The 4,860-nt window shown below is 51.2% G+C and carries 3 protein-coding genes; all 3 read left to right on the top strand.

What is annotated here, in order from left to right; genetic code table 11:
- Positions 1–826: 826 nt before the first annotated feature.
- Positions 827–2,434, top strand: a complete 1,608-nt coding sequence (locus tag MSKU9_RS17430) for a glycosyltransferase family 2 protein (protein WP_227002586.1) — start codon at positions 827–829, stop codon at positions 2,432–2,434.
- Between the two features lie 175 nt (positions 2,435–2,609).
- Positions 2,610–3,758 carry a UDP-galactopyranose mutase gene (gene glf / locus MSKU9_RS17425; RefSeq protein ID WP_141262615.1) on the top strand — a complete coding sequence of 383 codons (1,149 nt, stop codon included), beginning with the start codon at positions 2,610–2,612 and terminating at the stop codon, positions 3,756–3,758.
- A gap of 172 nt (positions 3,759–3,930) precedes the next feature.
- Positions 3,931–4,682, top strand: a protein-coding gene (locus MSKU9_RS17420; RefSeq protein ID WP_141262614.1) for an IS5 family transposase whose coding sequence is annotated in 2 segments (ribosomal slippage) — positions 3,931–4,261 and positions 4,261–4,682 — 753 coding nt in all. Because the reading frame shifts where the segments join, the coding sequence is not laid out codon by codon here.
- Positions 4,683–4,860: the final 178 nt, after the last annotated feature.

The raw sequence follows: 4,860 nt of genomic DNA, 5'->3' as shown, positions 1-4,860 counted from the left end.
GCAGCCTGCATCAAGATGTGATTTAATATTAAAGACCCATCTAACCAAAAATACGCCGGAATGCCAGCACTACTTTGCTAGAATGCTTGGGAGGACAGAAGGTTTCCACAGTGTAGGCATTACCTGCAGGACCGGACTGATCCATCTGCAAAGCGGGTAGTCCGGCTGCCTCTGGTTCCACGATATCAGCCCCGTTTACAACGGGTCTTTCATGAAACACTGGTCATACCCGTTGAGAATTTTTATCCCGAATATTCTGCCAAAGTACTGCTGGGATGGCAAAGTTGATCGCTTGCGCACCAGCATATGAAATATTTTTTAATCTTTTTCTATTAAGAAACAGTAAATGTTATAGGGATTATTTTGTGAAGATCATCTGGCGGCGGTTTACGTCCCGTAACCTATAATGGCCCGCCTGCCTGGCATCTGCGCTTCCCTCTGCCGGTCTTTTCTTCAAGAAATTACGTTCAAACGCTGCTGCGCAGCGGCCAGCATTAGCTTGCTTCTGGATGTCATAATTTCATCCAATCTACAATATTTTCTCCCTATTTCGGGCGAAAACCGTGAACGCAACGCCATGATGCAAGCGACAGCGGCGCAGGCAAACGGATTTTCCTGCATTGGGTAGAAGCACTCACCACCGTCAATGGTGTCCTATTATCCCGAGCTGCTTCTAAACCCACTGCATCTGGGGTATAGGTCTGGGTGACTTCTGCTCCCATGGCGTTCCTTCCGTCTGCATTTGCCGGAAAGAATTTTCTTTTGATTCTGATGTTTGATGACCAATATATCCGCAGATAAATTCTTTACGCTCCAGACCGTTTGCATGGATCCGGCTTCCCCGCAGTGGCAGGCTGATTTTTTTCCGCGTCCGTGGGCAGTTTATGCGGAAGTGGGCGCACTGGGCCTGCGTATCCGCACGGGGCAGTCCCGTCATGTTTTCATTCGTCAGGGAGGAACCGACGGCCAGGTCCTTGTTCAGCAGAGATGCGCGCCGGGTCTGACCGTTCTGCCCATTGGCAGGGCCGATGCCTGCGGAGACTGGCTGATTTGTGAGGTCGAGAACACCGCAGTTCCCGATTCCGATCTGAAAATTGAATGGGTGTGTTCCGCTCCCCCCGTGCATGCTCCCGCCATTGCAATTATTATCTGCACGTTTAATCGGGATCAGCAGTTGCGGTTGGTGCTTGATGCGTTGGGGAAACAGCGCGAAGCGATCGGTCATATCTGCATCGTCAATCAGGGGCATTCCGGACTTGCCGCACGGGTTCGCCGAGAGGATGATCCTTCATTTCTGCAGATTGTCGAACAAGCCAATTACGGCGGCGCGGGAGGCTTTACGCGTGGCCTCATGGAAAGCCTGAAAATGCGCGGTATGACGCATTTTCTGTTTATGGATGATGATGTCGAGATTTCAGATACATTGATCATCCGGCTGAAGGCCATATGTGCCTATGTGCCGGATTCCATATGTATTGGCGGCGCGATGCTGGATATCCGTAACCCGGATTCCGTTGTGTCCCTGGGGCACAGGATTGATGTCAACAAATGTGCCGTTCGGGATATTGTTCCAAAAGAGGGAATGTCCCTGAATGATGAAGGGACATTACGGCAGATGGCAGAACTGCCCGATGTCGATTTCTGTGGATGGTGGTGTTTCTGCTTTCCGCAGCGGGCGGTTGAGCAGTGCGGACTGCCCCTGCCTTTTTTCATTCGGGGAGATGACGCAGAATATGGCCTGCGTCTAACCCATGCGGGTTTTCGTACCGTGATGTGGCCCGGTATTGCGGTGAAACATAATGCGCTGACATCACAGACACAGGCCTGGCATCATTTCTATGACCGACGCAACGCGCTGCTCTGCAGCCTGCTGTATAGCCCGAAGGGGCAGGCTCCATCCGTTGCGTCTCTGGTTCGCGGTATCATCAACGCGATGGTGACGTATCGCTACGATTTTGCTGAGGCCGGGATCGGTGCCCTGCGGGCTTACCAATGCGGCGCAGACGCCCTGGCCGAATGGGGGGCGGAATCCCATCGGGATCTGCTGGCCAACAGAATAAAGGACGAGGCTGCCCCTGCGGAACGTCCCGTTGCAATCACATGTTATCCGACTCCTTTTTTTCGAACGCTGATAAGCGTGATGCGCATCATTCATGATTACTTTGCACCACAGTCACAAATAAATCATATGCCAGTTGTCAATAATCGTGACTGGGTAAGCGGCACACGGCAGCGCCCGGAAGGCATTCTGGTAAAAACCGGAGATAAGGTTACACGCCTTGTCCGTGATCCAAAGCGTTTTCGCGCCATATTTCATTCATTAATTAAAGGACTTGTTGCTCAATATTTCCGAAAACCGCCTTCAAAACAAAATATATGGAAGATGACAACTATCGAATGGTGGGAAAATTTTCTTAAAATCAGCGGGAAATAAAGGTCTGTCTGCGGACGTAAAAAAATGAGAAAAGCTTTGACTGCGTCATAAAAAAGCCGTTCATTACCCCAAAATTTCGCTCCAGATTCCCTAGATCACTCATTGCATTGCTTGATTTCCATTTATGGAATGAGTGGGTAATAATAAGGTACATTTACACAGGTGTTGGGATAATATGAGATATTGTATAGTTGGGTGTGGATTCAGCGGCGCGATTCTTGCTCGCCATCTTGCCACAAACGGCCATAAGGTCCTGTTGCTTGATGAACGCGATCATCTGGCTGGGAACTGTCATACGGAACGTGACAAATCCACCGGTATCATGGTTCACAAGTTTGGCCCTCATATTTTTCACACCGCTGACAGGCGCGCGTGGGACTATGTTCAGCAGTTCGGCACGTTCCGTCCGTATGTGAACCGGGTGAAGGCGATATCAGAGGGGCGCGTTTACACGCTGCCTGTCAATCTTCTCACTATCAACCAGTTCTTTGGGAAGACCCTGGGACCTCGGGACGCTAGGCAATTCATCTCGGACAAGGCCGACCGCAGCATTGTGGAGCCGCGCAATTTTGAAGAGCAGGCGCTGGCGATGATCGGCCCGGAACTCTACAAGGCCTTTTTCTACGGATACACGCGCAAGCAGTGGGGGTTCGAGCCGACTGAACTGCCTGCCGCCATCCTGAAGCGTCTGCCCGTCCGGTTCAATTATGATGATAACTATTTTAACCATCCCTATCAGGGGATGCCGGAAAATGGTTATACATCGATTATTGAAAATATTATCTCGGTACCCGGTATCGAGGTGCGTCTGGGTATGCCGTTTGAAGACGTGAAAGAGACCTTTGCCCACGTATTCTATACAGGCCCTATTGACCGGTATTTCAATTTCCGTCTGGGACGTCTTGGTTACCGGACCCTTGATTTCGAACGTTTTGAAGATGAAGGCGATTATCAGGGCACGGCAGTCATGAATTATTGTGACGAGAAGGTGCCCTATACCCGTATTTCAGAACACAAGCACTTTGCACCATGGGAGCAGGATAAATTCTCCCGCACCGTTTACTTCCGTGAATATAGCCGCCTGGCGGAGCCTAAGGATGTTCCGTACTATCCGATCAGGTTGGTAAACGAAAAGCGCAAGTTGCACGAATACATTGAACTGGCACGTGAACAGACCGGTGTTTCGTTCCTTGGCCGGTTGGGGACATATCGTTACCTGGATATGGACGTGACCATTACTGAAGCCCTGAATGCCTGTGACCAGATTGATAAATTGCTCGGATCTGGTCAGAAAATCCCGGCATTTTTTGTTGATCCTGCCTGACTGAAACGGAAGGAGCTGGCGGGGCTGGCTCCTTTCCAAGCAGGTTCATACGGAAATCTGGCATTTCGTCGTAAAACGTGCATAACGCTGACAACCGGTTACTTACCGCCGCAGATGATCCGCTTTCGGGTGTCGTCTTTTTTAAAGCATCTGATTGTGATTCAAAATTCATATGGATCGCTTCGTACTGACAGATGCCCAATGGGCGAAAATGGAACCGCTATGCCTTGGCAGGAAAACGGATCGCGGTCGCAGCAGGCAGGACAACCGTCTTTTCATTGAGGCGATCTTATGGATTGCCCGGACCGGCAGTCCATGGCGGGACTTTCCGATGTATTTCGGGCATTGGAACTCAGTCTATTCCCGTTACAGCGACTGGATGAAAGCTGGTGTTTTCCAGCGGCTTTTTGAAGCGGTCTCTGACGATGCCGACATGGAATATGCGATGATCGATGGCACGGTCATCCGGGTTCACCGCCATGGCCAGGGCGCAAAAGGGGGACCCGAAGTCAGGCGACGGGACGCAGTGTGACGGGATGGTCAACCAGGATCATCGCCATGACTGATGCCCTGGGCAATCTGGTCCGCTTTACGCTTGTCCCCGGTCAGCATTACGACACGGTCGGGGTGGCGCCTCTTCTTGAACAGGCGGATTTCAGGGGGCTTCCTGCTGACAGGGCGTTCGACGTCCACTGGATTGTGGACGCCATACGTGCGCAAGGAGCCTGTGTGGTCATTCCCCAGCGCAAAAACCGCCTCGACAGACGCCCGTTTGACGGGCCCCTGTTCAAAGCGCGCCATCTCATCGAAAACTTCTTCTGCAAGCTCAAGGAGTTCAAGCGCATCGCCATGCGGAGCGACAGGACAGACAGATCATTCGCAGCGATGATTTATCTCACCGCCGCAGTCATCAATTCACGTTAATTCCCAACAGGCCCTGAAAAAGCTTCATCAAAAACGCCTTTATGACTGCCAGATGTTTTCCGGGCAGGCTGTTTCAAGGGGCTTCTTGATGTCTGTATTATGTAGCCACGAGATCATGTGACTGTTTTTCACGATATCCGTAAGGATGTGCTTCTCGCCATCGGAGGGCCGTTTCAAC

The organism is Komagataeibacter diospyri, assembly GCF_006538165.1.
Classification (GTDB): Bacteria; Pseudomonadota; Alphaproteobacteria; order Acetobacterales; family Acetobacteraceae; genus Komagataeibacter; species Komagataeibacter diospyri.
This window is presented reverse-complemented; position numbering and strand designations above follow the sequence as displayed.

Coding starts and splice junctions, on each gene's coding strand:
- MSKU9_RS17430 (WP_227002586.1), top strand. CDS start 827: ATGGATCCGGCTTCCCCGCAGTGGCAGGCTGATTTTTTTCCGCGTCCG.
- glf (WP_141262615.1), top strand. CDS start 2,610: ATGAGATATTGTATAGTTGGGTGTGGATTCAGCGGCGCGATTCTTGCT.